Origin of the sequence: Pelagibius sp. 7325 (assembly GCF_037652055.1) — a bacterium.
Taxonomy (GTDB): Bacteria; Pseudomonadota; Alphaproteobacteria; order Kiloniellales; family Kiloniellaceae; genus Pelagibius.
This window is the reverse complement of the sequence record NZ_JBBKAH010000012.1, coordinates 169,344-194,248: the sequence shown is the minus strand read 5'-3', so window position 1 is coordinate 194,248 and position 24,905 is coordinate 169,344. Positions and strand designations below refer to the sequence as shown.

At 67.8% G+C, this 24,905-nt stretch carries 22 protein-coding genes; 10 read left to right on the top strand and 12 right to left on the bottom strand.

Going from position 1 to position 24,905, the window contains the following annotated elements; translation table 11 throughout:
* Positions 1-8: 8 nt before the first annotated feature.
* The 7 genes from WDC82_RS22455 to WDC82_RS22425 all read right to left on the bottom strand — a co-directional run bounded on the left by WDC82_RS22455 (position 9) and on the right by WDC82_RS22425 (position 9,372).
* Positions 9-752, bottom strand: coding sequence for a 4Fe-4S dicluster domain-containing protein (locus tag WDC82_RS22455; protein ID WP_340119654.1), 744 nt, complete (start codon positions 750-752; stop codon positions 9-11).
* Entirely contained in the window at positions 749-3,802 is a 3,054-nt protein-coding gene (locus WDC82_RS22450; RefSeq protein ID WP_340119653.1) for a molybdopterin oxidoreductase family protein, read from the bottom strand. Before WDC82_RS22450 ends, WDC82_RS22455 begins: the two co-directional genes overlap by 4 nt.
* Before the next feature lie 605 nt (positions 3,803-4,407).
* A complete protein-coding gene (locus WDC82_RS22445) occupies positions 4,408-5,175 on the bottom strand; it encodes an SDR family oxidoreductase (RefSeq protein WP_340119652.1) in 768 nt (255 codons plus the stop codon).
* Between the two features lie 70 nt (positions 5,176-5,245).
* A complete protein-coding gene (locus tag WDC82_RS22440; RefSeq protein WP_340119651.1) occupies positions 5,246-6,031 on the bottom strand; it encodes an ATP-binding cassette domain-containing protein in 786 nt (261 codons plus the stop codon).
* A 12-nt stretch (positions 6,032-6,043) separates the two neighbouring features.
* Positions 6,044-7,318, bottom strand: coding sequence for a sugar ABC transporter permease (locus tag WDC82_RS22435; RefSeq protein WP_340119650.1), 1,275 nt, complete (start codon positions 7,316-7,318; stop codon positions 6,044-6,046).
* A gap of 136 nt (positions 7,319-7,454) precedes the next feature.
* Entirely contained in the window at positions 7,455-8,504 is a 1,050-nt protein-coding gene (gene xylF / locus WDC82_RS22430; protein ID WP_340119649.1) for a D-xylose ABC transporter substrate-binding protein, read from the bottom strand.
* Between the two features lie 169 nt (positions 8,505-8,673).
* Positions 8,674-9,372 carry a pentapeptide repeat-containing protein gene (locus tag WDC82_RS22425; protein WP_340119648.1) on the bottom strand — a complete coding sequence of 233 codons (699 nt, stop codon included), beginning with the start codon at positions 9,370-9,372 and terminating at the stop codon, positions 8,674-8,676.
* Between the two features lie 359 nt (positions 9,373-9,731).
* On the opposite strand from WDC82_RS22425, the gene WDC82_RS22420 reads away from it, so the two are divergent.
* The 4 genes from WDC82_RS22420 (at position 9,732) to WDC82_RS22405 (ending at position 14,509) form a co-directional block, all read left to right on the top strand.
* The gene (locus WDC82_RS22420; RefSeq protein WP_340119647.1) at positions 9,732-10,859 is read left to right on the top strand and encodes a sugar ABC transporter substrate-binding protein; all 1,128 of its coding nucleotides are present in this window, start codon (positions 9,732-9,734) and stop codon (positions 10,857-10,859) included.
* A gap of 109 nt (positions 10,860-10,968) precedes the next feature.
* Positions 10,969-12,564: a sugar ABC transporter ATP-binding protein gene (locus tag WDC82_RS22415; protein WP_340119646.1), complete on the top strand. Its 1,596-nt coding sequence runs from the start codon at positions 10,969-10,971 to the stop codon at positions 12,562-12,564.
* Positions 12,561-13,562: an ABC transporter permease gene (locus WDC82_RS22410; RefSeq protein WP_340119645.1), complete on the top strand. Its 1,002-nt coding sequence runs from the start codon at positions 12,561-12,563 to the stop codon at positions 13,560-13,562. The genes WDC82_RS22415 and WDC82_RS22410 overlap by 4 nt, the downstream gene beginning before the upstream one ends.
* Entirely contained in the window at positions 13,562-14,509 is a 948-nt protein-coding gene (locus WDC82_RS22405) for an ABC transporter permease (protein ID WP_340119644.1), read from the top strand. The genes WDC82_RS22410 and WDC82_RS22405 overlap by 1 nt, the downstream gene beginning before the upstream one ends.
* A 182-nt stretch (positions 14,510-14,691) precedes the next feature.
* On the opposite strand, the gene WDC82_RS22400 is transcribed toward WDC82_RS22405, so the two are convergent.
* From WDC82_RS22400 to WDC82_RS22390, 3 genes are all read right to left on the bottom strand, one after another.
* Positions 14,692-15,600, bottom strand: coding sequence for an SMP-30/gluconolactonase/LRE family protein (locus WDC82_RS22400; protein WP_340119643.1), 909 nt, complete (start codon positions 15,598-15,600; stop codon positions 14,692-14,694).
* Between the two features lie 376 nt (positions 15,601-15,976).
* Complete coding sequence (locus WDC82_RS22395) at positions 15,977-16,984, bottom strand: glycosyltransferase family 1 protein (RefSeq protein WP_340119642.1); 1,008 nt, start codon at positions 16,982-16,984, stop codon at positions 15,977-15,979.
* 16 nt (positions 16,985-17,000) lie between these two features.
* On the bottom strand, positions 17,001-17,801 hold the full coding sequence (locus WDC82_RS22390; RefSeq protein WP_340119641.1) for a UDP-2,3-diacylglucosamine diphosphatase: 801 nt from the start codon (positions 17,799-17,801) through the stop codon (positions 17,001-17,003).
* A 338-nt stretch (positions 17,802-18,139) separates the two neighbouring features.
* On the opposite strand from WDC82_RS22390, the gene WDC82_RS22385 reads away from it, so the two are divergent.
* The 5 genes from WDC82_RS22385 (at position 18,140) to WDC82_RS22365 (ending at position 21,462) form a co-directional block, all read left to right on the top strand.
* Complete coding sequence (locus WDC82_RS22385; RefSeq protein WP_340119640.1) at positions 18,140-18,907, top strand: DUF1045 domain-containing protein; 768 nt, start codon at positions 18,140-18,142, stop codon at positions 18,905-18,907.
* On the top strand, positions 18,904-19,488 hold the full coding sequence (locus WDC82_RS22380) for a phosphonate degradation HD-domain oxygenase (protein ID WP_340119639.1): 585 nt from the start codon (positions 18,904-18,906) through the stop codon (positions 19,486-19,488). The genes WDC82_RS22385 and WDC82_RS22380 overlap by 4 nt, the downstream gene beginning before the upstream one ends.
* 14 nt (positions 19,489-19,502) lie before the next feature.
* Positions 19,503-20,078, top strand: a complete 576-nt coding sequence (gene phnN / locus WDC82_RS22375; protein ID WP_340119638.1) for a phosphonate metabolism protein/1,5-bisphosphokinase (PRPP-forming) PhnN — start codon at positions 19,503-19,505, stop codon at positions 20,076-20,078.
* A gap of 153 nt (positions 20,079-20,231) precedes the next feature.
* On the top strand, positions 20,232-20,534 hold the full coding sequence (locus WDC82_RS22370) for a hypothetical protein (RefSeq protein ID WP_340119637.1): 303 nt from the start codon (positions 20,232-20,234) through the stop codon (positions 20,532-20,534).
* Between the two features lie 109 nt (positions 20,535-20,643).
* Positions 20,644-21,462, top strand: coding sequence for a DUF1194 domain-containing protein (locus WDC82_RS22365; protein WP_340119636.1), 819 nt, complete (start codon positions 20,644-20,646; stop codon positions 21,460-21,462).
* A 96-nt stretch (positions 21,463-21,558) separates the two neighbouring features.
* Here WDC82_RS22365 and WDC82_RS22360 read toward each other — a convergent pair whose 3' ends face one another.
* Complete coding sequence (locus tag WDC82_RS22360; protein ID WP_340119635.1) at positions 21,559-22,398, bottom strand: DUF547 domain-containing protein; 840 nt, start codon at positions 22,396-22,398, stop codon at positions 21,559-21,561.
* 176 nt (positions 22,399-22,574) lie between these two features.
* Between WDC82_RS22360 and WDC82_RS22355 the strand changes: the two genes are divergently transcribed.
* Positions 22,575-23,687, top strand: a complete 1,113-nt coding sequence (locus WDC82_RS22355) for a 4-oxalomesaconate tautomerase (RefSeq protein ID WP_340119634.1) — start codon at positions 22,575-22,577, stop codon at positions 23,685-23,687.
* 18 nt (positions 23,688-23,705) lie between these two features.
* Here WDC82_RS22355 and WDC82_RS22350 read toward each other — a convergent pair whose 3' ends face one another.
* On the bottom strand, positions 23,706-24,857 hold the full coding sequence (locus tag WDC82_RS22350; RefSeq protein WP_340119633.1) for a VanZ family protein: 1,152 nt from the start codon (positions 24,855-24,857) through the stop codon (positions 23,706-23,708).
* Between the last annotated feature and the right edge of the window lie 48 nt (positions 24,858-24,905).

The following is a 24,905-nucleotide window of genomic DNA, read 5'->3' as shown; positions in this document are numbered from 1 at the left end:
CTCTCCCCCTAGTGGCTCAGCATGCGGTCGACCCAGCGGGCCAGGAGCCCGGCGGGCGCGACCTCGGCCGCCGGCGCTTCGCCGGCCGGCGGCGGCTCAGGCGCCTGCTTCGGCCGCGGCGGCAGGTAGCGGTTGACCGGCTTGCAGCCCTGCTCGGGCATCAGCTCGTAGCCGCCGCGCTCGGCGACCAGGCGGGAGACCTCGGAGTCCGCATCGCCAAGGTCGCCGAAGTGGCGCGCGCCCGCCGGGCAGGTCGATACGCAGGCCGGCACCCGGCTGCGCGGCTCGAGGTTCTCGTTGTAGATCTTGTCGACGCAGAGCGTGCACTTCTTCATCACCCCGGCATCGGCGTCGTACTCGCGCGCGCCATAGGGACAGGCCCAGGAGCACAGCTTGCAGCCGATGCAGGCCTCCGCGTTGACCAGCACGATGCCGTCCTCGGCGCGCTTGTAGGACGCGCCGGTCGGACAGACGGTGACGCAGGGCGCCTCTTCGCAATGCAGGCAGGACTTGGGGAAATGCACCGTGCGGCTGTTGCCGTCGTCCTGCACCACCTCGAAGGTGTGGATGCGGTTGAACCAGACGCCGGAAGGATCGGCGCCATAGGGATCGCTGTCGGTCAGCGGTGCGGAATGGCCCGAGGCATTCCACTCCTTGCAATTTACCGCGCAGGCATGGCAGCCCACGCAGATGTCGAGGTCGATCACCAGGCCGAGCTTCACCGGCCCGGGATTGCGCGGCAGGCTGGTCATGCCTCACCGTCCCCACTGCCGCCGCCGGCGGCCGGCTTCTTCACGTTGCCCTTCTTCACATTGCCTTTGCCGTCGGCGACGCCGCTGACGGTCAACGCCACTTCGTGGCGGTTGCCGATCCATTCCTGGAAGCGGCTGCCCTCGCCGTCGACGGCGTCCTTGCGGCATTTCAGTTCCTCGCCGTAGCGCAGGTGCAGGCCGTCGTCGTCAAGGCCTCGGGGGCCGCGGCGCGGTGGCGCCTTCACCGGGGCCATCATGGGCTCGGTCGCCCCGCAGTGCTCGGGCAGGCATTTCTCGATGCGCACGCGCAGATCGTACCAGGCCGCCTGCCCGGTCACCGGGTCCGAGTTGGAGTAGCGGTGACCGCCTTCGCGCAGCGGCAGCAGCTCCGAGATGATGTGGTTCAGCAGGAAGCCGCTGTTGCTCTCGGGCGCGTCGGCATCCAGGCCCCAGGCGCCGCGCCGCTTGCCGATGGCGTTCCAGGTCCACACGGTGTTCGGGTTCACCCCGTGCATGAGGCGCACCTGGCCCTTTACCCGGCCGTGGTGGCTGACGACCCAGACCCAGTCATCGTCGGCGACGCCGAAACGGGCCGCCGTCTCGGGATGCACGAAGAGACGGTTGCGCGCGGTGATCTGGCGCAGCCAGGCGTTCTGCGAGCCCCAGGAGTGGTACATGTGCATCGGCCGCTGGGTGATGGCATGGAGGGTGTATTCGTCCAGGTCGACCGCCGCCTCCTCGAAGGGCGGATACCAGATCGGCAGCGGGTCGAAGTAGGCCTCGATGCGCCCCCGCTCGCTGTCGGGCGGCTGAACGGGCCCATGGCCACGCGCGGCGAGGCGGAACTTCTGCAGGATCTCGCTGTAGAGCTGCAGCGTGATCTGAGCCTCGCTGGGCAGCCAGCCCATCGACTTGGCGTAGCTCAGGTAGCCCTTGTTGGCGTGCTTGAAGTAGAGCTGATCCGGCGCCAGCTTGTGGGTCCAGAAGCAGCCGTTCTCAATGTAGCGCTGCAGCTGATCCGGGTTCGGCTTGCCGGTGCCCTGCCCGCTGCCGTCGGGATTGCGCCAGCCTGCAAGGGGTCCGATGCCCGGCGCGCGCTCGTGGTTCACCATGTAGTCTGGGTAGCCGCCGGGATACTTCGCGCTGCCATCGTCATTGGTGAAGCCCGGCAGGCCGAGCCGCCCGCCGAGGTCGACCAGGACGTCTTGGAACGGCCGCACGTCGCGGTCGGGCTGCACCACCGGCTGGCGGATCGCGTCGCCGGGCCCGTGCGCGCTGCTGATCGGGCGGTCGAGCAGCGAGATGCAGTCCCAGCGCTCCAGGTAGGTGGTGTCCGGCAGGATGAGATCGGCATAGGGCACCATCTCCGAATAGTAGGCATCGGAGTAGATGATCTTGGGGATCTTGTAGTCGCCGGTCTCGGGGTCCTTGTCGGTCAGGTAGTGCAGCGTGCCCTGGACGTTCATGGCGGAGTTCCACCCCATGTTCGCCATGTACATCATCAGCACGTCGACCGAGTAGGGATCGCCCGCCCAGGCGTTGTGAATGACCATGTGCATCAGGCCGTGGGCGGCCAGCGGATGCTCCCAGCTGTAGGCCTTGTCGAGTCGTGTCGGCTTGCCGTCTTCGTCGACCAGCAGGTCTTCGGGCCCCGTCGGAAAGCCGAGCGGCATGCCGCCCAGCGGCTGGCCCGGCGTCACCGTCTTGCCGGCCGGCTTCGGACCGGGCGGGATCGGCTTCGGAAAGGGCGCCTTGTAGCCGAAGCCGCCGGGACAGTCGATCGACCCCAGCAGCATCTGCAGCAGGTGGATGGCGCGGCAGCTGTGGAAGCCGTTGGAGTGCGCCGAGATGCCGCGCATGGCATGCATCGAGACCGGGCGGCCGATCATCTTGTCGTGCTTGCGCCCCGCCCAGTCGGTCCAGGGAACGTCGAGCACGACCTCTTTCTCGAAAGCCGCTTCGGCCAGTTCGGCGGCGATGCGCCGGATGGTCGCCGCCGCGACGCCGGTCTGCGCCGCCACCGCCTCGGGCGCGTAGGCCGGATCGAGGTAGCGCTTGGCCAGCAGCTCGAAGGCGGGTACCGCCGCGCGGCCGTCGGGGAGTTGGCGGCGGCCGACCGCGGCGGCCTTCACCGTCGCATCTTCGGCCGGCGCCAGGACCTGGCGCTCGGCATCCCAGCACAGCACCCGCCCCTCGGCGTCGCGCGCGAAGAGGCCGTCCTCGGCACCGCCCGGATCGTCGATCACCAGCCAGGTGGCATTGGTGTAGCGGCCGAGGAAATCCCAGTCGATCTTCTCGGCTCTCAGCAGTTCGTGGATCAGCGCCAGCACGAACAGCCCGTCGGTGCCGGGGCGGATGCCGACCCATTCGTCGGCGATGGCGGAGTAGCCGGTCTTCACCGGATTGATCGAGACGAACTTCGCCTGGCCGCGCGTCTTCATGCGCCCGAGGCCGGCCTTGATAGGATTGGAATCGTGGTCCTCGGCAACGCCGAACAGCATGAAGTAGCGCGTCAGGTCCCAATCGGGCTCGCCGAACTCCCAAAACGCGCCGCCGATGCTGTAGAGACCGGCCGCGGCCATATTGACCGAACAGAAGCCGCCGTGGGCGGCGAAATTCGGCGTGCCGAACTGCGCCGCCCACCAGCCGGTAAGAGACTGGCTCTGGTCGCGACCGGTAAAGAAGGCGAAACGCCTGGGGTCACGACGGCGCACATCGCCCAGCCAGTCGACGGCCAGAGCCAGCGCCTCTTCCCACTCGATTTCCTTGAACTCGCCGCTGCCGCGCTCGCCCACCCGCAGCAGCGGCTTGGTCAGCCGCGCCGGCGAGTAGTGCTGCATGATGCCCGCCGAGCCCTTGGCGCAGAGCACGCCCTTGTTCACCGGGTGATCGGGATTGCCCTCCAGGTAGCGGATCTTGCCGTCCTTCAGGTAGACGTTGATCCCGCAACGGCAGGCGCACATGTAGCAGGTTGTGTTCTTGATCTCGTCGGCAACTTCCGGGCAGGTATTGACGCGTTCACGCGGGGTATCCAGTGGGCCTGTGACCATCAATCCTCCCTGTCCTGCCCGTCAGCGGTGCCGTTGCCGGCGTTCTCATTGTGCATTTCGTCTTGCGCGCTCATCGTCTGCCCGCTGCCGGACGCCCGCAAGGGACGTCCCGCCGCCGGTCCGGACAACCCGGCCGGGATGCGCTGCGATGACTGCGTGAGATGCTTAGGCACCGCTTCTAAAGCATTGTCCGGGCGAAGATAACAGGATTCCCGGGCGTTTACGCCCCTGGCCCCATCGATTGTTGACAGTTGGATGCAGAACTGGCCTCACGCCGGCGGGTTTGTCTCAGCGAGTGAAACCGGCGCCAGCCGCCGTCTCAGGGAGTGGAAAAATTCGCATTCTTCGTGAAACCCCGCGCCCCCAGCCCTCGTAGATGGGAACAGGAGCGCGCTTCGGTCGGCTGAGTCGCCGGCCGGAGCGTTGCCCACAATACGGGGGAGCCGCGCAGCGGCCTCCGCAAAAGGCTGGAAGCAAGGGGCTCCCCTTTGCGTTCAGGCGAGGTGGCCACCGCCCGCGGCAGAGCGGCGCTAACGGCGGTGGTCACTTCCTGCCTGCCTGGGCAGCCGGAGCGGAGATCGATTCCGCACGGCCACCTTCCAAGGCTACACCCAGCCGCCGTCGACGATATAGCTCTGATTGGTGCAGGCGCCGGCATCGTCGGAGGCGAAGAACAGCACCGCGCGGGCGATATCGGCGGGCACCAGCTTCCGCTTAAGGCATTGGCGCTCCAGCAACTCGGCCTCGCCTTCGGGGGTCAGCCAGAGATCGATCTGGCGCTGGGTCATGATCCAGCCCGGCACCACGCAGTTCACCCGGATGTTCTTCGGGCCGAGGTCGCGGGCCAGCGAGCGCGTGAGGCCGGCCACCGCCGACTTGGCGGTGGTGTAGCAGGGCATGCCCCCCTGCCCGATCATCCAGGACACCGAGCCGAGGTTCACGATGGCGCCGCCACCGGCCTTTTCCATGTCGGGATAGACCGCCTGGGCGGCGAAGAACTGGTGCTTCAGGTTGACCGCGATGCGGTCGTCCCAGTACTCCGGCGTCACCTCGTCGATGGCGTGGCGCTGGTCGTGCGCGGCGTTGTTCACCAGCACGGTGATCGGCCCCAGCTTTTCGCGCACCTGGCCGACGGCGACCCGCAAGGCCTCGATGTCGGTGAGGTCGCAGTTCACGAAGAACGGCTTGCCGTGGCCCGCCGCCTCCACGTCGCGCACCAGCTTCTCGGATGCTTCCTGGTTGATGTCGACGAAGCCGACCTTGGCGCCCTGCCGGCAGAAATGCTCGACGATAGAGGCGCCGATGCCGCTGCCGCCGCCGGTGACGAAGACGACGCGGTCCTTGAGGCTGGGATAGATGGCAGTGGCAGTCATCGCAAAGGAAACCTCTTAAACGCTTTGGGGGGAACAGAGTCGGATCGAAGAGAAAGAGAATAGCAGAGAGTCAGTGCAGCTCGGCGAGCTCCTCCGGCGTCTCCTCCTCGGGCAGCTTGCCGAGGATGATCATGCCGAGAACCTCGTCCTTGGTCACCTTCGCGGTGTCGCGGGTGCCGACGAGGCGGCCGTTCTTCATCACCGAGACCCGGTCGGAGAGATCGAAGACGTCGTGCAGGTCGTGACTGATGAGGAAGATGCCGATGCCTTCCTTCTTAAGCTGCAGGATGAGATCGGCGACCATCGCCGTCTCCTGCGGGCCGAGTGCCGCCGTCGGCTCGTCCATGATGAGGATCTTGGCGTTGAACAGGATGGCGCGGGCGATGGCGACCGACTGACGCTGGCCGCCCGAGAGGTTCTTCACCGGGTCCTTGATGTTTTTGAAGTTCGGGTTGAGGCGGTGCAGCACGGCGCGCGCCTGGTGCTCCATGGCGTCGTCGTCCAGCAGGCCGAAGCGCGTCATCAGCTCGCGGCCGAGGAAGAGGTTCGCCGGGGCGTCCAGGTTGTCGGCCAGCGCGAGGGTCTGGTAGATCGTCTCGATGCCGTGGCGGCGGGCGTCGCGCGGCGTCTCGATGGCGACCTTCTCGCCATTGATCAGGATGTCGCCGCTGTCGCAGGGATAGGCGCCGGCCAGCATCTTGATGAGCGTCGACTTGCCGGCGCCGTTGTGGCCCAGCAGGCCGACCACTTCGCCGGGATAGAGATCGACGGAGACGTCCTCGACCGCCTGCACGCCGCCGAAGCGCTTGCAGATGCCGCGCATCTCGACCAGGGGCACGGATGAAGATGGGGGCATGCGGCTTCTCCCTCAGCGCCGGCCGCGGTTGTAGACCACGTCGAACCACACCGCCGCGATCAGCACCAGGCCGATGACGATGCTGCGCAGCGAGGTGGAGACGTCGAGCAGCAGCATGCCGTTGTCGAGGCTCTGCATGACCACGGCGCCCAGGATGGCGCCGGGAATGGTGCCGAGCCCGCCGGCGAGCGAGGTGCCGCCGATGACCGCCGCGGCGATCACGTTGAGCTCCGCCAGAGTGCCCATGGAGTTGGTCCCGGCGTTGAGCCGCGCCGTGGTGACCACTGCGGCGATGGCGCAGAGCACGCCCATCACCATGAAGATCATCACCGTGGTGCGCTTCACGTTGATGCCCGAGAGCGCCGCCGCCTCCGGGTTGCCGCCCATGGCGAAGACGTAGCGCCCGAACTTGGTGAAGCGGGCGGCAAAGGTCATGAAGACGACCACCGCCAGCAGGATGAGCACCGGCACCGGAATGCCGCGCGGCTCGAAGGTGCGCGGCCGGGGATAGGCGTTCATCACCATGACGAAGCCGATGATGAGGGCCGACCAGGCGACGATCATCATGATCTCCGCCCACAGCGGCTTCACAGGAAAGTTGTAGCGCTGGCGCTTGGCACGGACCTTCATGGTGATGAAGGCCAGCAGGCCGACGGCGACGAGGCCGAGCGCCCAGCTCGCCGTCGCGCCGATCGATCCGTCGATGCCGCCGCCGAGCAGTTGGTAGACCGGGTCGAGCGGCGCCACCGTGCGCCCGTCGGTGATCTCGAAGGCGGCGCCGCGGAAGATCAGCAGGCCGCCGAGGGTGACCACGAAGGCGGGCACGCCGCCGTAGGCGATCCAGAGCCCCTGCCACAGACCCACCAGCAGGCCCAGGCCGATGCCGAAGACGATGGTCAGCGGCCAGTTCCAGGCGGCGCCCAGCGGCAGCACCTCGACCTGCAGGAAAGCGATCGACATGCCGATGAAGCCGAGCACCGAGCCGACCGAAAGGTCGATGTGGCGGGCCACGATGACCAGCACCATGCCGGTCGCCATGATGCCGACGGCCGAGCCCTGGACCGCCAGATTGAAGAGATTGCGCGGCGTCAGGAAGATGCCGCCGGTGAGGAAATCGAACACCAGCCAGATCACGACCAGCGCGCCCAGCATGGCGAGCAGCCGCGTGTCCAGGCCGGTCAGGCGCGCGACCTCCTCGAGCGGGCGCAGGCGCAGCGCCGGCCGCCGCGCGCCGCCCGCTTGGGCGCCTTTGCGGTCAAGCTCGCCGACTTCCGCCTCGCTCGTCATACCCTAACCGTCCCACTCGATCCGTGAATGCCCGCTTTGAAAGGCCCGGGCCCCGGGGCGCGGACGGCCGGGCCGCTCCCGCAGGAGGGAGAAGCCCGGCCGCAACGCGTCCCGCGGAACCTGGTGCCGACGACAGCTATTGGCAGGCGCCGGGCGCCATGCCGCTGTCGACGCCCTGGCAAACCACGTCCTTGCCAACCCAGCCGGCATCGATCACCACGCCGAGGTTCTCCTTGGTGATGGGCACCGGCTTCAGGAAGATGGCATCCATGGCGACGCCCTTGGGGCCGTCGTCCCACTTCTCGGCGCCGGCGATCTCGGTCGCCGCGGTGCCCTTGGCCAGCTGCACGGCGATCTCAGCCGCCGCCTTGCCGAGCTCGCGGGCGTCCTTCCAGACGCTGACGGTCTGCAGCCCCTTGGCGACACGGTTGAGCGCGGCATGATCGCCGTCCTGGCCGGAGACCGGCAGACCTTCCAGGCCCTGGGCGCTGAGCGCGGCCACCACGCCGCCGGCGGTGCCGTCGTTGGAGGCGACCACCGCGTCGATCTTGTTGTTATTGGCCGTCAGGATCTGCTCCATGTTCTTCTGCGCATTCTCCGGCAGCCAGCCGTCGGTGTACTGCTCGCCGACCACGTTGATCTTGCCGGCCTTGATGGCTTCGTCGAGCACCTCGAGCTGTCCTTCATGCAGGAAGTCGGCGTTGGGATCGGCCGAAGATCCCTTGATGAAGACGTAGTTGCCTTCCGGCTTCATCTTCAGCACCTCGCGCGCCTGGATGCGCCCGACTTCCTTGTTATCGAAGGTGAGGTAGAAGACTTCCGGCACCTCGATGAGGCGGTCGTAGCCGACCACGGGGATGCCCTCGGCCTTGGCCTTCTCGACCGCCGGCACGATGGCCGAGGCGTCCTGCGCCAGCACGATGAGGGCATTGGCTCCGCGCGCGATGAGACCCTCGATATCGGCGATCTGCTTCTCGCTGGACGACTGCGCATCGGCGCTGATGTACTTGGCGCCGAGCTCTTCGAGACGCGACTTGATGGCGGCCTCGTCGGTCTTCCAGCGTTCCTCCTGGAAGTTCGACCAGCTGACGCCGACGACGAGATCCTGCGCCTGAGCGGCGAGCGCCGAGAACGCGACACCCGCGGCCACCAAGGCAGCGGAAATTCCACGCATAATGCGAGTCATCAATTCCTCCCCGTTATACCGTGACGGGCTGCCCGCCACAGTTGTTCGTTAAAGCGATGCTATCGCCGTTAGACGCATCTTTGTCGTCCAGGACAGCGCTGTCAACCGGATCGTTTTGGAGACCGGAGCGGGAACGGCAATGTCTAGAGCGACGGCAGGCCGGCCCGCGCTACTCCTGACCGCAGGGCCAGGCGGCGGGTGCCGTGAGCCCTTCCGGCAGCACCGTTTTGGCGTCGCCGCAGGCGGCGTCCAGCTGCATCTGGGTGAGGCCCTTGGCCGCAGAGAGGTCGGTCGCCTCGAAGTGGGTCAGGTAGGTGTAGGCGCCCGTCAGGTCGGCGCCCTTCAGGCTGGCGCCGGCGAAGACCGCGCGGGCGATCTCCGCCTTGGTCAGGTCAGCGCCGTCGAGCACCGCGTCGTTCAGCAGCGCGCGGCCCAACTCGGCCTTCTGCATCGTCGCGCCGGTGAAGTCGGCGCCGGTGAAATCGGCGCGCGCCATCTCCGCCTTGCTGAGATCGGCCCCTTTCAGCACGGCCTCGACGAAGTTGGCGCGCGAGCCGCTGGCTTTGGCGAGGTTGGCACCGCTGAGGTCGGCGCCGGCCAGGCGAGCGTGCTCGAAGTCCGCCTCGGTGAGATCGGCGCCAGCCAGCTTGGCACCAGCCAGGTCGGAGCGGCTGAAATCGGTGCGCACGAAGCTGCCCTTGCTGAGATTCTGGCTGCCCAGCATCAGGCGCCGCTTCTCGCACTTCGACCAGTCCACGCCGGCGGCGGGGCGGTCGCCGCAGCCCGCGCTGGCGGGCGCCGCCGGCAACAGGAAGAACACCGGCGCCGCCGCCAGGCAAAAACACAACATCCCGATCGCACGTTTCATTCTGACGCCGCACTCCTGATTTCGTGGAAACTCCGGTCGCGATGGTATCGGAGCGCCCCGGCCTTGAACAGCGGCGCTCGCCGTCTCGTGATCGCCCAAAAGGGGGACGGCGGCAAAGCGCCGCCTCGCTCCCTTTGGGGGCGCTATTGGAGCCCTATTGGGCACCTATTGGCCCCATATTGGCCCAAGGTGTGGATTGACTGAATGCGAAAGCTGGGTCACGGTAGCGCTATCAAGAATGAAAGCCCGGGCCCTTTCCAGTGCCGGTCCCACCGGCCGGCAAGGCTCCCGAGGCATAAAGAAACGCTGCCGGCGGCACCCTTTAACGGCGTGCCGGACGGCATTTGGGAGGAACGCACATGCTCACGAAATCCATGCTCGGGATGACTCTGGCCGCCGCCATGGCGACCGGGATCGTCTCGCAGTCTCTTGCCGCCGGCCCGGAAGTGGTCAGCGGCCCGGGCGTCAATCCGTCCTGCTTCGCCCCCTTCAGCGCCGACACCAAGTTTTTGAAGTTCCCCAAGAAAGAGCCGCCCTACCGCATCGCCATGGCCAACGGCTTCGTCGGCAACACCTGGCGCATCCAGATGATCAAGACGCTGAAGGCCTACGCCGAACAGGACGACGTCGCGCCGATGATCGAGGAACTGAAAGTGGTCTCCACCGGCACCGACGTGGCCGCGCAGATCGCCGCCATCGACAACTTCATCAACGCCGGCTACGACGCCATCCTGACCATCGCGGTGAACCCGACCGCCTTCGAGCCGGTCATCCGCCGCGCCAACCGCGCCGGTGTCGTGCTGGTACCCTTCGACAACGTGCTGGACAGTGAGGACATTCTGCAGGTCAACGAGGACCAGTCCGAGATCGGTCGCATCATGGGCCGCTGGCTGGTCAAGAACGTCGGTGACTCCGGCAAGATCCTGGAAGTGCGCGGCCTGCCCGGCAACTCGGTCGACCGCGACCGCCACAATGGCTTCCGCGAAGTGATGGAAGGCGGCGGCAAATACGACATCGTCGAGGTCGTGGGCAACTGGGACGACGGCACCGCCCAGAAGGTCACCGCCGACGCCATCGCCGTGCACGGCCAGTTCGACGGCGTCTTCGTGCAGGGAGGCTCGACCGGCGCGGTGCGCGCCATGATCGATGCCGGCCATCCCTTCGTGCCGGTCGCCGGCGAGGCCGAGAACGGTTTCCGCAAGCTCTGCGCCCAGCACGCCAGCGAGGGCCTCATCTGCTCCTCCGCCGGGCAGTCGCCGGGCCTGGTGGCCATCGCCGCCAAGACCGCGATCACCGCGCTGCAGGGCGAGGTGCTGCCGCAGTACGTCTCGGTGCCGATCCCGCTGGTCGAGCACCCGGACTTCAAGGCCGGCGAGAACTACTACCCGGACCTCACCGACAACTTCTTCACCCCGAACGAGTTTCCGCCCTGCGACGTGAACATCACGGCGAAGGAAATCATGTCGAAGTCCGAGGGCGACCAGTAGGCCGCCTCCCACAGCGTGCCTCGGGTCAGACGGTGCCGTGCCCCTTGCGCGGGGCGCGGCATCGCCTGCCCTTTCCGTTTGTCTTGAGACTCTTGCGCCGGGCCCACGCATGACCGACCCACTCCCTTCTTCCGACCGTTCTCCCTCGGGCCCGACCGCCGCGCCGTTCTGGCAGATGCACGGCATCACCAAGCGCTACGGCGGCATCCTGGCGCTGGACGATGTCGACTTCGCCTGCGAGCGCGGCGCCATCCACGCGGTGCTGGGGGAGAACGGCGCCGGCAAGTCGACCCTCATCAAGATCGCCGCCGGCGTGGTGGCGCCGACCGCCGGACGGCTGATGCTGGAGGGCCGCGAGGTCGCCTTTACCGGGCCGCAGGACGCCAACGCCGCCGGCATCGTCTGCATCTTCCAGGAACTCTCCCTCATGCCGGACCTCTCGGTCGCCGACAACATCTGCATGACGGCGCCGCCGGGACGCTTCGGCTTCATCAACCATCGCGCCCAGCGGCGCCGCGCCGAGGCCCTGCTGGCGCGCGTCGGCTGCGCCGACGTGAACCCGCTGGAGCTGGTGAAGAACCTCTCGCTTTCGCGCCGCCAGATGGTGGAGATCGCCAAGGCGCTGGGCCGCGACCCGCGCCTGCTGATCCTCGACGAGGCAACCTCGGCGCTGACCGCCGGCGATGTCGAGAAAGTCTACGGCATCCTGCGCGACCTGCGCCGCGACGGCCTCGCCATCCTCTACATCTCCCACCGCATGCACGAGATCGAACAGCTGGCCGACAGCTGTTCGGTGTTCCGCAACGGCCGCCACATCGAGACCTTCCGCAAAGGCGCGCGGAGCGACAACGAGGTCGTGCGCCTGATGATCGGGCGCGACTACACCCAGGTCTACCCAGCCAAGCCGGTCCGTGCCGCGCCCCCCGCCCCGGCGCTAAGCGTGAAGAATCTCGCCTGGGCCGGGCGCCTGAAGGACGTCTCCCTCACCGTCGGCCAGGGCGAGATCGTCGGCCTCGGTGGCCTCGACGGCCAGGGCCAGCGCGAGCTGCTGCTCGCCCTCTTCGGCGTGCTGCGCGGCGTCACCGGCGCGGTCGAGGTGGACGCCAAACCGGCGCGCCTTTCCAGCCCCGGCCAGGCGAAATCGCAGAAGATCCGCATGGCCCTCATTCCCGAGGACCGCAAATCGGAGGGCCTGCTGCTGCCGATGTCGGTGCGCGACAACATCTCCATGGCCTCGATCGGCAAGTTTACGAAAGGCATCTTCATCGACCGCGCACGCCAGAACGCGAAGGTGGACGAGATGGTCAAGCGCCTCGCCATCAAGGTGGGCGACGTCGACAGCCCGGCGGCCACGCTGTCCGGCGGCAACCAGCAGAAGGTGGTGATCGCCAAGTGGCTGATGACCGAGGCGCGCGTCATCCTGCTGAACGACCCGACGCGCGGCATCGACGTCGGCACCAAGCAGGAGATCTACCAGCTGCTGCGCGAGCTGGCCGACGCCGGCACGGCGATCCTGTTCTACACCACCGACTACGACGAACTGATCGGCTGCTGCGACCGCGTCTCCATCATGTACGGCGGCGGCATCATCCGCGAGCTGACCGGCGAGGCGATCAACGAGGAGAACATCATCGCCAGCGCCCTCAACATCGACCTGGAGCGCCCCACCCCGCCCGCGCAACCCCGCAAGGAGGCCCGGGCATGAGTGCCGCGACCGGAACCCTGGGCGACTGGAAGCTGCGGGCCGGGCAGAACCAGGGCCTGCTGATCGCCATCGCCGTCTTCGTCGCGATGTTCACCCTCTACGTCTCGAACCATCCGGCCGGCCTCACGGTGCCGGTGGTGACCACCGCCGCGAACAAGGCGGTGCTGCTGGCCCTGGTCGCCATGGCGCAGACCCTGCCGGTGCTGACCGGCGGCCTCGACCTCTCGGTCGGGATGGTCTTCGTGATGACCAACTGCCTCGCCTCCTCGATCGTCAGCGGGGAGCCCTGGCAGGTGGCCCTCGGCATCGTGGCCGTGCTGCTGGCGGGCGCGCTGGCCGGCTTCGTGAACGGCGCCATCGTGGTCTACGGCCGCCTGCAGCCGATCATCACCACGCTGGCGACCGGCGCCGTCTACTACGGCATCGCCCTGCTGCTGCGGCCGGTGCCCGGCGGTGCCGTCGATCCCGACCTCGCCGACTTCATGACCTACACGGTGTTCGAGACCGTGCCGACCTCGCTGGTGCTGCTGCTGGCGGTGGCGGTGCTCATCTGGCTGCCGTTCCGCAACTCGGTGATCGGGCGCGGCTGCTACGCCATCGGCTCGGCCGAGGGCGCCGCCTACATGTCCGGCCTCGACATCGGGCGTTCCAAGCTGGCGGCCTATACCCTGGCCGGGTTGCTGGCGGGCGTCGCCGGCCTCATGCTCACCTTCGTCACCTTCTCCGGCGAGGCCTCGGCGCCAATCGGCGGCACCTACACCCTCAACTCCATCGCCGCGGTGGTGATCGGCGGCACCGCGCTGTACGGCGGCGCCGGCGGCGCCATCGGCTCCATCTTCGGCGCCTTCATCCTGCGCACCATCGACGACCTGCTGTTCGTCTTCGACCTGCCGCCGCTGTGGCAGCCGCTGTTCCAGGGCGTGGTGCTGCTGGGCGCGGTCAGCCTGGGCGCCGCCCGGGTGTTCCGCGTGAAGAACAGGCTGGAGCTGTTCAACTGATGCAAGCGGTCCTCAAACGCATCGACAGACCGGTCGCCATCGCCTTCGGCTTCATCGTCGTGCTGCTGCTGGCCGGCAGCCTCTATTCCTCCAGCTTCCTCTCGGCCAACTACCTGCTGCAGCAGCTGCAGGTCGCCGCCTTCCTGGGCCTCATCGCCTCCGGCGTCATGCTGGTGATCCTGCTGGGCCACATCGATCTTTCCATCCCTTGGCTGGTCACCGTCGGCGGCATGATGTCGACGGCCGCGGCCGGCTGGTGGGGGCCGGAGTGGGCGATCCCCTTCGGCGTCTTCTGCGGCCTCGTCTTCGGCATCATCAACGGCCTGGGCGTCGCCATCCTGCGCGTGCCCTCGATGATCTTCACCCTCGGCATCAACGCGGTGGCTCAGGGCGTCATGGTGCTGCACACCGGCGGCTTCGCGCCGCAGGACCACGCCACCGAGCTCATGCACTGGCTGGCGGTGGAGCGCGTCGTGCTGGGCATTCCCAACGCGGTGTTCATCTGGGCGCTGCTCGGCATCGCCATCGTCGTCATGCTGAAGAAGACGCCGCTGGGGCGCTACATCTACGCCATCGGCAACCGCGAGACGGCGACCTACCTCTCCGGCGTGAACACGCGCCTCGTCATCGTCACCTGCTTTGCCATCTCCGGCATGTGCTCTGCATTGGCCGGCGTGCTGCTGGCCGGCTATTCCTCCAAGGGCTACCAGGCGATGGGCGACCCCTACCTGCTGCCGGCCATCGCCGCCGTGGTGCTGGGCGGCACCCACATCCTGGGCGGCCGCGGCAGCTACCTCGGCACCATCGCCGGTGTCATCCTGATCTCGCTGCTGGCCTCGATCCTGTCGGTCATGCAGATGCCCGAGGCCGGCCGCCAGATCATCTACGGCTGCGTCATCATCGGCATGCTGCTGGTGTATGGACGGGGGCAGAAGGTGGTGGGGTGACGGTGGTGCCCGCTCTCCCCTTGCGGGAGAGGAATGTGCGGCGTTGGTGAGTGCCTGCGCGAACCTACGCGAAGCTGGGTGAGGGGCAGAGCGGCGGCGCCCCCTCACCCAGCTTCGCCTAAGCTCGCTACGCTCGCTAAGGCTCAGCAACCCTCTCCCACAAGGGGAGAGGGTAAAAATTCTTACGGCCACTGCACCCCGCGGCGGTTCAGCGTGATGGCGTAGAGCGAGGTCGTGGCGGTGATGAAGAGGCGGTTCTTCTTGGGGCCGCCGAAGGTGACGTTGGAGACCACCTCCGGCACCCGGATCTTGCCCAGCAGTTCGCCCTTGGGGGAGAAACAGTGCACGCCGTCGCCGGCGCTGGACCAGATGTTGCCGTCCTCGTCCAGTCTGAATCCGTCGAACAGCCCGGCATCGCAGACCGCGAAGACCTTGCCGCCGGAGAGGGTGCCGTCCTTGGCGACCTTGAAGGCGCGGATGTGGCGCGGCCCTTCCGGATCGTGCGAGGCGCCGGTGTCGGCGATGTAGAGGATCTTCTCGTCCGGCGAAAAGGCGAGACCGTTGGGCTTCACGAAATCGTCGGCGGCGATGGTCAGCTTGCCGGTCTTGGGATCGAGGCGGTAGACATGGCAGGCGCCGATCTCGCTCTCGCCCTTGTGGCCCTCGTAGTCGGAGAGGATGCCGTAGGGCGGGTCGGTGAACCACACCGTGCCGTCGGACTTCACCACCACGTCGTTGGGCGAGTTCAGGCGCTTGCCCTTGTAGCTGTCGGCCAGCACGGTGATCGAGCCGTCCCACTCCGTGCGGGTGACCCGCCGGGCGCCGTGCTCACAGGAGACCAGGCGACCTTCCCGGTCGCGGGTGTGGCCGTTGGCGTAGTTCGACGGCTTGCGGAATTCGGTGACGCCGCCACCGGGCGTCCACTTGAGCATTCTAGTGTTGGGGATATCGCTCCACAGCAGGAAGTCGCCGTCGCAGAAGTACACCGGTCCCTCGGCCCAGAGCGTGCCGGTATAGAGCTTCTCGAGCTGGCAGTTGCCGTTGATGTAGTCGTTGAAGCGCCGGTCGCGCGGGTCGTACTCCGGGAACATGCATCTCCTCCCCATAGCGAGCCTTGGCGGCTCTTGTTGGATAAGGAGTTTAGCGCTGTCATGCGGCGACGCCAATTCTCGTTCACTCACCCGGATTGTCATCCCGGCCAAGCGAGCTTGCGAGCGCGAGCCGGGGTCCATGGCAGAGCCCAGGCGCCAGGCCCAACCGTAGACCCCGGATCAAGCCCGGGGTGACAATCGAGAGGGGCCTCTTACCGTGCAATCAAAACTCCGCTGTCGTGCCGGGGCTTGTCCCCGGGACCCATTGGCGTCAGCGATCGTCGATACTCCCACCATCCCCGCGCGGATAGGGCAATGGGTCCCGGCAACAAGTGCCGGGACGACAGCGGAGAAAAGAGGCGCTACCCGAAATACGTCACCGCAGCGGGTGGAGGTTCTCCAGGAACATTTCGGCGCAGGCGGTCCAGGAGTACTTGAGGGCGTGTTCGCGACATTGGGCACGCGGCACCTTGATGGCCTCGCCGACGGCGAAGCCGAGATCCTCGCTGAGGGCGCCGACGCCGACGCCGTCGACGATGTCGAGCGGACCCGGCACCGGATAGGCGGCGACCGGCAGGCCACTGGCCATGGCCTCCAGCATCACCAGGCCGAAGGTGTCGGTCCTGCTGGGGAAGACGAAGACGTCGCCGGAGGCATAGTAGGACGCCAGTTCCTCGCCCTGCTTGGCGCCGGCGAAGTAGACCTCCGGGAACTGGGCCTGCAGTTCGGCGCGCTGGGGACCGTCGCCGACCACCACCTTGGAGCCCTCGAGCTTCAGTTCGAGGAAGGCCTTGATGTTCTTTTCCACCGCGACCCGCCCGACGTAGAGGTGGATCGGCCGCGGCAGGTCGAGGCCGTCCAGCGCCTGGGGCGCCTCGGGCCGGAACAGCGTGGTGTCGACTCCGCGGGTCCAGTCGACCAGGTTGTGGAAGCCGTGGGCTTCCAGTTCGCGCTTCATCGACTGGGTCGCGACCATGATGGCCTGGGAGGGCTTGTGGAACCAGCGCATGAAACGGTAGCCCCACTCGACGGAAACGGGCAGACGGGCGCTGAGGTACTCGGGAAAGCGCGTGTGGTAGGAGGTGGTGAAGGGCAGCCCGCGCTTCACGCAGTAGTTCCTGACGGCCAGGCCGATCGGCCCTTCGGTGGCGATGTGGATGGCATCGGCCCCGACCGCCTCGATGCGCCTGGCCATGCCGAGGCCCGGCAGGATCGCCAGCGGGATCTCGGGATACGAAGGACAGGGAAAGGTGCGGAACTGCTCCGGGCAGATCACCTCGAAGACGTGCCCTTGCGGCGCGAGTTCTTCGCGCACGCGGTTGAGGGTGCGTACCACGCCGTTGATCTGCGGGTACCAGGCGTCGCTCGCCAGCAGGATTTTCATTCTCTTGGGTGGCCTCTCAGGCGGCGGCCGAGACGGGTTGCAGCATGGGAAAGGCCCTCAGCTCCGCCCAGGGCAGGATCTCCAGCCGGCCGTCCATGTGCTCGACCAGGGCGGTGCAGCTCTCCACCCAGTCGCCGTCGTTGATGTAGAGGATGCCGTCGATCAGGCGCATCTCGGCCAGGTGGATGTGGCCGCAAACGACGCCGTCGACGCCGTGGCGCTTGGCCTCGTCGACCACCGCCTGCTCGAAGTTGCTGATGAACTGCACGGCGTTCTTCACCCGGTGCTTGAGGTAGGCCGACAGCGACCAGTAGCCGAAGCCCAGCTTGCGGCGCAGGTAGTTGAACCAGGTATTCACGTGCAGCATGGTGACGTAGGCCCAGTCGCCGAGCAGCGCCAGCCAGCGCGCATACTTCACCACGCCGTCGAACTCGTCGCCGTGGATCACCAGCAGGCGCTTGCCGTCGGCGGTCTCGTGGATCGCCTGCCGGGTCACCTCGACGCCGCCGAAGTGGCTGCCGAGATAGTCGCGCAGGAACTCGTCGTGATTGCCGGGCACGTAGACGAGGCGCATGCCCTTGCGCACCTTGCGCAGCAGCTTCTGCACCACGTCGTTGTGCGCCTGCGGCCAGTACCAGGTGCGCTTCAGGCGCCAGCCGTCGACGATGTCGCCGACCAGGTACAGCGTCTCGCAGTCGGTGTGCTTGATGAAGTCCAGCAGGTAGTCCGCCTTGCAGCCCCGCGTCCCGAGATGGATGTCGGAGATGAAGATCGTGCGATAGCGCGCGGGGCGCGAATGAGAGGCCAGGCTGTCCATGAATCGACTCCGCAGATGTCGAGTAGACCGCAAAAAGAAGCGATCTTTCTGCGGCTTATAGCAACATGTTGTTGCAGTACAAGGACGCGTGGAAAAGTTGCCGCTAATATAATGGCAGCGTCACGACAGTGTCATCGAAAGTACATACTGGTGCTGTTCTTGGTTAAATTTCCTCGTTAAGCGCGTGTCCGGAACGCCTTAGCGGCGACGACTCCGGTGGCGGCGCGGCCATGCCACCGTGGCGTCACAAAACCGTCGCCGCTTGCGGTCTGTACGGCGGGCGTGCCGCTGGCTAAAAGACTGCGGAACGTTCGAACAGCGAGAGTCCCGAGCCGGCCGTGACCGACCATCCCGAAGCGCGCTATGCCGTCTACTACGCCCCGCCGGCCGCCGGCGGACTCTGGCGCCTCGCCCAGCAGTGGCTTGGCCGCGACTGCGAGACCGGGACGCTGCTGGAACCGCCGCCGCTCGACGGCTGGACGGCGGCGGAAATCGCCGCGGCGACCGAGAGCCCGCGCCACTACGGCTTCCATGCGACGCTGAAGGCGCCCTTTCACTTGGCGCCCGGCCGTTCGCCAGGCCAGCTGCGCGACGCCCTCGCTGACTTCGCCGCCGGCCGGCGCGCCTTCCTCGCGCCCGCCCTGAAGGTCTCGGCCATCGGGCCGTTCATCGCCCTCACCCTCTCCGCCCCTTCAGCGGAAATGCAGGCCCTGGCCGACGCGGCGGTGCGGGACCTCGACGGCTTGCGCGCGCCGCTGGCCGAGCGCGACCTCCAGCGTCGCCTGGATAAGGGGCTCAGCGCGCGCCAGGAAGCGCTGCTGCGCGCATGGGGCTATCCCTACGTGCTGGAGGAGTTCCGCTTCCACATGACGCTGACCGGGTCGCTGGTCCCCCCTGCTTTCGAGATCGAGCGGCGCGAGCGCCTGCAGACCCAGCTCGCCGCCCTCTTCCGCCCGGCGCTCAGCGAAGCCGTTCCGGTCGGCGAGATCTGCCTTTATAGTCAGGCGACAAGAGACCAGCCGTTCCGGCTCGCCGAGCGCTTCCGCCTGGGGGCGGCGCAGACGGCGTCGGCAAGCGGCCAAGCAGCAGGACAGATTCTCTCATGACCACGGCCACCGAGCGCGCACAGATCGCCGATCCCATCGACCACATCCTGGGCCTGCTGGCCGAGCTGGGCTCGGACCGCTACGGCGGCGAGGAGGTCACTCAGCTGACCCACGCCCTGCAGTGCGCCACCTTCGCCCAGCAGAACGGCGCCAGCGACGACCTGGTGGCGGCGGCCCTGCTGCACGACATCGGCCATCTGGTGAACCCCAAGGATGAAGGCGCCACGCTGCGCGGCATCGACGCGGCGCACGAGACCGTCGGGGCCGGCTACCTCGCGCGCTGGTTCGGCCCGGCGGTGACCGCGCCGATCGCCCAGCACGTCGCCGCCAAGCGCTACCTCTGCCAGGCCGAGGACGGCTACTTCGGACGCCTCTCGGAAGAGTCGGTGCGCAGTCTCGCAGTGCAGGGCGGCCCCTTCACCGCCGCCCAGGCCGAGGCCTTCCTCGCCCGCCCCTACGCCGAGGAGGCCGTGGCCCTGCGCCGCTGGGACGAGCTGGCCAAGGATCCGGAGATGGTGACGCCCAGCCTGGAGGATTTCCGCCCGGTGCTGCAACGCGCCCAGCGCAGCGGCCAAGGCTGAGCCGGACGCCTGAGATGAGCGAAGCGGCGAAACAGGCGAAGACAGGCCGTCTGATCCTGGTGGTCGGCCCCTCGGGCGCCGGCAAGGACAGCCTGATCGAGGGCGCCCGGACGGCGCTGGCCGGCCATCCGCGCTTCGTCTTTCCCCGCCGCATCATCACCCGCCCCAGCGATCCCGGCAGCGAGGACCACGCCACCCTCTCCGAGGCCGAGTTCGAGCGCCAGCGTGCCGCCGGCGCCTTCTTCCTCGACTGGGATGCGCACGGCCTGCGCTATGCCCTGCCCGGCTCCATCGCCGATGAGCTCGCCGCAGGGCGCACGGTGATCGCCAACGTCTCGCGCGCGGTGATTGCCGCGGCGCGCGCAAAGCATGCGGCCACCACCGTGGTGGTGGTCACCGCCCCGCCGGCGGTGCTGGCCAGGCGCCTTGCCGCCCGGGGCCGCGAGGACGCCGCCGACGTCGAGGCCCGCCTCGCCCGCGCCGCCGACCAGCCGAGCGGCCCCGGCGTCGTCACGGTGATGAACGATGCCTCGCTCGAGAGCGCCGTCGCCCGCTTCCTCGAGGCCCTGAAGGCCCCCGCCGAGGCCTGAGCCGGTCACTTTCTCCCGCCGATTTTTTCCCGCACCGCCTGAAACCCATCGCAGCCCGCCTGCGTAGCTTCAGACAGAAGCCGCTTATGCCCCGCGTTCCTACCTCTTGGGAGGTAGTGTCCAAAACGGGTCGCTCTGTTAAGGAAGCGTTAGATGTTCAGCGTCGAAATTCCCGTCATCGCATTCTACGCCCGGTTTCCCGGGCTGAGCAGCCGGATCAACCGTACCATGGACCAGAAGCCCTCCATCGCGGACGCCCAGAGCGCCATTCTCGACGCCCTCGGCCAGATGCTGCCCTCGACCGCCGCGGAAATCGCCGAGGCGGCCGGGCTCGATCCCCTTGTGGCCGCCGCCCGCCTGGACGACCTGGCGCAGCGCTACCGAGTCATGTTCAACCCGCTGACCAAGCGCTACAGCCTGCCCAAGGGCACGCCGGTTACCGGCATCGCCGCCTGATCTGATCCCCTCCCGCCGCCCGGCGCAGCCGGGCGGCGGGCATGGTTAGCTCCCCATTAACCGCATCTTTGCGCTTCTCTGCTGTAGTTGCCGGCGAGGAGCAGAATGCATGCGGTTCAATTTCCTGATCTTTGGCCTGGCCCTTGCCGCCGCGCTGCTGCTGTCGGCGCCGCTGGATGCCCGGCCCCTTGACCGGCCCTTTGACCTTCTGCCCGGCCTGCCGCAGCTCGCCTCCGAAGACCACCCGATGCCGTTGGACACCGACTTCAACCTGGTGACCGCGATCGACGTGTCGGACTCGATCACCAAGCAGGACGAGTGGCTGCAGTACAGCGGCCTCACACGCGGCGTGCTGGACCCGGAGTTCCTCGCCCGCATCGCCGGCGGCCTGCAGCGGCGCATCGGGTTCATCGCCTTCACCTGGTCGAGCGGCGGCCAGGTCGCCGTGGTGGTGCCCTGGACGGTGATCGAGACCCGCGCCGATGCCGAGGCGGTGGTCGCGCATCTGGACGCCGCGCCACGCATCGACCGGCGCGGCTTCGGCATGTACCGCTCGCTCAGTTCCAGCGTCGACGTACCGCGCGGCGGTCTGACCGATATCGCCGAGGCCGTCGAGTCCGCGGTGCGGCTGAGCCTTACCGCGCCCTTTGCGACACGCCGCTCGGTCATCAACGTCCTTTCCAACGGCGTCGACAACAACGGCCGCGACCCCAGCGAGGTGCGCGACCGCGCCATCCGCCTGGGCATGACCATCAACGGCGTCGTCTTCGGCGGCAACGAGGGCCTGCCCGACTATTTCCGCCGGCACGTGGTCGGCGGACCCGGCGCCTTCCTGATGACGGTGCAGCAGCCCACCGACCTGCCGCGCGCGCTGGAAAAGAAATTCTGGCTGGATCTCATCGCCGGCCTCGCGGCGTCCCCTTCCTAACGCGGCCGCGCCGTCCCGTCATAGCGCGGCTGCACCGCCCAGCGGACCGCCTGCTGCCGAGAGCGCCGGTTCAGCGGACAATTCGGCTTGCGCTCGTCAGCGAGCACCCGCGGCGTCGTTCAGGGCCCAGTCGTAGGCGGTGCCATCGATGGACTCCACTTCGGCCAGGCGGCCGGCAAGCGGCGCACGGGCATAGCGCCGCAGGTGCGCCAGCAGGCCTTCGGTGGAGCCGCCGAAGTCCTCCAGGAACCAATCATAGATCTTGGAGACGACGGTCCGACGGCCGTCCAGACTGACCCCGCGCGGATGGTTGACGTAGGCCCGCGCCGCCTGTTCCAGCTGCCTGTCGATATCCGCGCCCGCGTAGGCCGCGGCGGCCAGGTTGGGACAGCCGAGCGAGGCGCAATTCACCGCGTAGTGAATACGCGGGTCCCGCCACAGCGGCCGCAGGATGCGGTGCTCGATGTCGTTCAAGGTGAGCGCCTCGCCTTCGACCGTCACCAGCCTGGCGTCCCAGGGGCCGTCGGCGAACCAGCCCGGCGAGATGTCGATGTCGCGGATCGAGGCGACCGGATAGTGCGCCGCCACCACCTGCAGGGTCGCGGCGTTATAGAGGTTGATCCAGTAGGCAAGCTGTTCGTCACGATTGTAGCGGCTGACCGGAACGGCTGCGAAACCGGCGACGATGCGCGCGAGCCGATCTTTCTCCGGCCCGGCCAGGGCCTGATAGTCGACCCGGTTGATGCCGTCGGCGCCTGCTACGACCACTTGCCGCAGCAGGCCGTCCCAGGCCGCGGCGTCGATAACCTCATGGCTTTGAGGATCGTGCGCCTCCCAGCGCGGCCACGGGTCCGCCGAGGGTGCGAAGAGACGCTCGGCCGAGGTGAAGGCGGCCAGCGGCAGGATCAGGACCATGAAGAGGACGGTGCGGCGCATCTGGAAATCCAGCAGGGGAAAGAAGGTGACTGCCGCAGTCTGCCCCGGCAGCCGCTGCCGGCAAACTCAAAGCCACGCGAGCGCCGCGTGATCGTCCCGGCCCCGAAGCAGGGGGCTGGCAGAGCCGGCGCCCGCTGACTATAGTGCGCGCGAACAACACTTTACGGATCACCGCCATGCCCGCCTCGCAAGTCGCCATCCCCTGCATCCTCATGCGCGGGGGCACCTCCAAGGGCCCCTACTTCATGGCCAAGGACCTGCCGTCCGACCCGGCCCAGCGCGACCGGGTGCTGCTCGCGGCCCTGGGCTCGCCGGACGCGCGGCAGATCGACGGTGTCGGCGGCGCCACCACGCTGACCAGCAAGGTCGCAATCGTCAGCCCCTCGCAGCGCCCGGACGTCGACGTCGACTACCTCTTCGCCCAGGTCGAGGTCGAGGCCGCGCGGGTCGACACCAACCCGCCCTGCGGCAACATCATGGCCGGCGTCGGCCCCTTCGCCCTGGAGACCGGCATGGTGAAGCCGCAGGGCGACGTCAGCCGCGTGCGCATCTATCACGTGAACATCGACGCCAAGATCGAGGCGATCGTCGAGACGCCGGGCGGCAAGGTGAACTACGAGGGCGATACCGCCATCGACGGCGTGCCCGGCACCGCCGCGCCGATCAAGCTGAACTTCATGGACGTCGCCGGTTCCACCTGCGGCAAGCTGCTGCCCACCGGCAACGCCATCGACGTCATCGACGGCATCGAGGTGACCTGCATGGACGCGGCCATGCCGGTGATGATCCTGGCGGCGGAGTCCGTCGGCAAGACCGGCTACGAGACGGCGGCCGAACTGGACGCCGACAAGGAGATGTTCGCGCGCATCGAGAAGATCCGTCGCAAGGCCGGCGAGATGATGGGCCTGGGCGACGTGTCCGAGAAAGTGGTGCCCAAGGTGATTCTGCTGGCCAAGCCGCGCTTCGGCGGCACCATCACGTCGCGCTACTTCGTGCCGCACAAAACCCACGCCGCGCACGCGGTGACCGGCGCCATCTGCCTGTCCTGCTGCTGCCTGCTGGAAGACGGTGTCGCCGCACCCTATGTCGCGCTGCCGAAGGAAAAGCCCTACCCGATCAGGATCGAGCATCCCTCCGGCGAGATCGAGCTGCTGGTCGACGCCGACCCCGGCAAGGGCAACATCACCCTGCGCTCGGCGGGCACCCTGCGGACCGCGCGCAAGCTGATGCGCGGCGAGATCTACGTCCCCGCCGCCGCCTGGCCGCAGATGGCCGAGGCAGCGGAATAGGCTCCGCAGCTTCCGCAGCTAGGCGTTGGCGACTCTCGCCGGCGCCGGTGGCGAGGTAAAGGCGGCCCCCACCACGCAGGCGAAGAGAACCACCAGCGGATCGGTGATGTCCGGCACATGCCAGGGCTGGAAGCACTGCGCCACCTCGACGGCCAGCACGAAGGCCGCGGCGCCGGCGGCGGTCACGCGCCAGCGGCGAACCAGCGCATGCAACGCAATGCAGGCGGCGGCATAGAGGTAGAACTTGTAGGTCAGCGCCAGCAGGTTGCCGGGCATGCCGCCGTCCATCAGGGCGGCGAAGGGAATCCAATTGAAGGGTGAGATTAGCCGCGGCGCGAAGGCGAAGGGCCAGAGCCCGTTGACCAGGACGGCGCAAGCCAGCAGCGGCAGGACCAGCAGCGCGGGGCGCACCAGCCGGCGCCCGACGCCGAACCACAGCACCAGGGCGAGCAGGCCTCCTGCGAGGTTATCGGCCGTGAGCCCGCCACCGACGACGATGACCACCTCCAGCGCCATGACCAGGACCATCAGCAGCGGCAGCAGCAGGTCCAGGCGACCCCGCCCATCGCCGGCCTGCATGAGAAATCCGGCCGCGAGCCAGGCCGCAGTATTGACCACGAGCAGGGGCGGTACGATCTCCGGCTCGAACGCCAGGTACAGCAGGTTCTCGCGCATCAGCTCCCACTCGGAGGTCGGCACGAAGGGCACCAGCCGGTAGGTGATCCAGACGGCCAGAATCAGCCAGGGCAGCACCCGCAGCCGCGCGCGCAATGCCGAGGCCTGCGGCCATAGCGACCAGGGCAGCAGCCCGAGGGCAAGGGCCGGCAGCAGGCCGACCATGTTCCAGAAAACGTCGACCAGCGTTGCCGTACGGACCGGGATGATGACCTGCGCCGCCTGCGCCGCGACAGCGACGGCAAAGGCGAGCCCGATGACGGCGGCGGCCCGCCACGGCTTGGCAAGCCGCCTCAGCGCCAGCATGCCGAGCACGCCGACCGGAACGAACAAAGCGATGTTGCCTGCCGCGTCGAGCGTATCCGTGCGCCATCCCCAACTCGCCGCCAGTTCCAGCCAGGCGCTGTGCGTCGCCAACGCCGGCCGGAAGCGGAAGGGCCAAAGGGACAGGAAGACCACGACGGCGAGGCTCGCCAGCCAGAGCCAAATGCGCATCCCTGAACCATAAGCCTGGACAGGCGGCGCCGTCATTGCGGAACTGTG

Bases quoted from the DNA above. Each gene is read 5' to 3' on its own strand.
- WDC82_RS22455 (WP_340119654.1), bottom strand. From the start codon at position 752: ATGACCAGCCTGCCGCGCAATCCCGGGCCGGTGAAGCTCGGCCTGGTG.
- WDC82_RS22450 (WP_340119653.1), bottom strand. From the start codon at position 3,802: ATGGTCACAGGCCCACTGGATACCCCGCGTGAACGCGTCAATACCTGC.
- WDC82_RS22445 (WP_340119652.1), bottom strand. From the start codon at position 5,175: ATGACTGCCACTGCCATCTATCCCAGCCTCAAGGACCGCGTCGTCTTC.
- WDC82_RS22440 (WP_340119651.1), bottom strand. From the start codon at position 6,031: ATGCCCCCATCTTCATCCGTGCCCCTGGTCGAGATGCGCGGCATCTGC.
- WDC82_RS22435 (WP_340119650.1), bottom strand. From the start codon at position 7,318: ATGACGAGCGAGGCGGAAGTCGGCGAGCTTGACCGCAAAGGCGCCCAA.
- xylF (WP_340119649.1), bottom strand. From the start codon at position 8,504: ATGACTCGCATTATGCGTGGAATTTCCGCTGCCTTGGTGGCCGCGGGT.
- WDC82_RS22425 (WP_340119648.1), bottom strand. From the start codon at position 9,372: ATGAAACGTGCGATCGGGATGTTGTGTTTTTGCCTGGCGGCGGCGCCG.
- WDC82_RS22420 (WP_340119647.1), top strand. From the start codon at position 9,732: ATGCTCACGAAATCCATGCTCGGGATGACTCTGGCCGCCGCCATGGCG.
- WDC82_RS22415 (WP_340119646.1), top strand. From the start codon at position 10,969: ATGACCGACCCACTCCCTTCTTCCGACCGTTCTCCCTCGGGCCCGACC.
- WDC82_RS22410 (WP_340119645.1), top strand. From the start codon at position 12,561: ATGAGTGCCGCGACCGGAACCCTGGGCGACTGGAAGCTGCGGGCCGGG.
- WDC82_RS22405 (WP_340119644.1), top strand. From the start codon at position 13,562: ATGCAAGCGGTCCTCAAACGCATCGACAGACCGGTCGCCATCGCCTTC.
- WDC82_RS22400 (WP_340119643.1), bottom strand. From the start codon at position 15,600: ATGTTCCCGGAGTACGACCCGCGCGACCGGCGCTTCAACGACTACATC.
- WDC82_RS22395 (WP_340119642.1), bottom strand. From the start codon at position 16,984: ATGAAAATCCTGCTGGCGAGCGACGCCTGGTACCCGCAGATCAACGGC.
- WDC82_RS22390 (WP_340119641.1), bottom strand. From the start codon at position 17,801: ATGGACAGCCTGGCCTCTCATTCGCGCCCCGCGCGCTATCGCACGATC.
- WDC82_RS22380 (WP_340119639.1), top strand. From the start codon at position 18,904: ATGACCACGGCCACCGAGCGCGCACAGATCGCCGATCCCATCGACCAC.
- phnN (WP_340119638.1), top strand. From the start codon at position 19,503: ATGAGCGAAGCGGCGAAACAGGCGAAGACAGGCCGTCTGATCCTGGTG.
- WDC82_RS22370 (WP_340119637.1), top strand. From the start codon at position 20,232: ATGTTCAGCGTCGAAATTCCCGTCATCGCATTCTACGCCCGGTTTCCC.
- WDC82_RS22365 (WP_340119636.1), top strand. From the start codon at position 20,644: ATGCGGTTCAATTTCCTGATCTTTGGCCTGGCCCTTGCCGCCGCGCTG.
- WDC82_RS22360 (WP_340119635.1), bottom strand. From the start codon at position 22,398: ATGCGCCGCACCGTCCTCTTCATGGTCCTGATCCTGCCGCTGGCCGCC.
- WDC82_RS22355 (WP_340119634.1), top strand. From the start codon at position 22,575: ATGCCCGCCTCGCAAGTCGCCATCCCCTGCATCCTCATGCGCGGGGGC.
- WDC82_RS22350 (WP_340119633.1), bottom strand. From the start codon at position 24,857: ATGCGCATTTGGCTCTGGCTGGCGAGCCTCGCCGTCGTGGTCTTCCTG.